Genomic DNA, 769 nt, shown 5'->3' with positions numbered 1-769 from the left:
GGGTCCTATCAGGTCGGCCGCTGGTCTTATTTCACTTTATCAACCAGCTGCAGTGACGGATGCTCACCGGCCAGCAGTAACAGGAAATTGAATTCCCCGGTCTTGAGCTTCACGCCACGCTGTCCCGCCTTCTCTTTTGTCTGCCATGACGCCGGCTTATAACCAAACAGCGCTGCAATTTCAGCGTGTTTTAGCCCCAGCGCCAGACGCAGGCGGCGAACGTCTTCGGCCGTGGCGGGCTCTTTAACCATATCATCCGGGCTGAACGTCCTGTTCAGGCGGTAATCAGGATGCACGCCGGCGATCAGCATCAGCATGTTATATTCGCCTGGGCGAAGACTGGTCTTGTTGTACTGGCTGAGGTCGTCGCTGATAGCTTCCTTACGCTGCCAGGCGCGCAGTTCGTACCCCATGACTGCCCCTAATGCGGTTTCAGTCATGCCCATTTTTTCCCGGAGCGTCTTCACTGTTTCCGGCTGCGGAACGACGCTAACCATCTTAATCATTACCCTTCTCCCAGAAGTCAGAATTGAGAAAAATTTTCACCTGGCGCGTGCGGGGATAGTCCTGGTGCTTCAGCCCCTCCCGCGTGTCAGACAGGTACTGCGTTTCCTGCTGCACCTTGTTGATTTTGCCATTCCATTTGCGGGCCAGCGCCCGGTAACTCCCGTTCTCCAGCTGATAGACTTCAAACGTGTACTTGTTCGGACCGCTCCAGCCTTCGTTGTAATAGACCTGTTTCATATGTTCTGCCTGATCGATGCGCCCC

General features: G+C 55.0%; 2 protein-coding genes. Both read right to left on the bottom strand.

Features of this window, described 5'->3' with window-relative positions; genetic code table 11:
• Positions 1-26: 26 nt before the first annotated feature.
• A complete protein-coding gene (locus M992_RS14250; protein WP_053909189.1) occupies positions 27-506 on the bottom strand; it encodes a helix-turn-helix domain-containing protein in 480 nt (159 codons plus the stop codon).
• On the bottom strand, positions 499-769 hold a 271-nt coding region (locus M992_RS14245), incomplete at its 5' end, for a hypothetical protein (protein WP_248842540.1). The genes M992_RS14245 and M992_RS14250, both read right to left, overlap by 8 nt.

Source organism: Moellerella wisconsensis ATCC 35017, from assembly GCF_001294465.1.
GTDB classification, from domain to species: domain Bacteria; phylum Pseudomonadota; class Gammaproteobacteria; order Enterobacterales; family Enterobacteriaceae; genus Moellerella; species Moellerella wisconsensis.
Note: the sequence above shows the minus strand (reverse complement) of the source record. Positions and strands in the feature narration are given on the sequence as shown.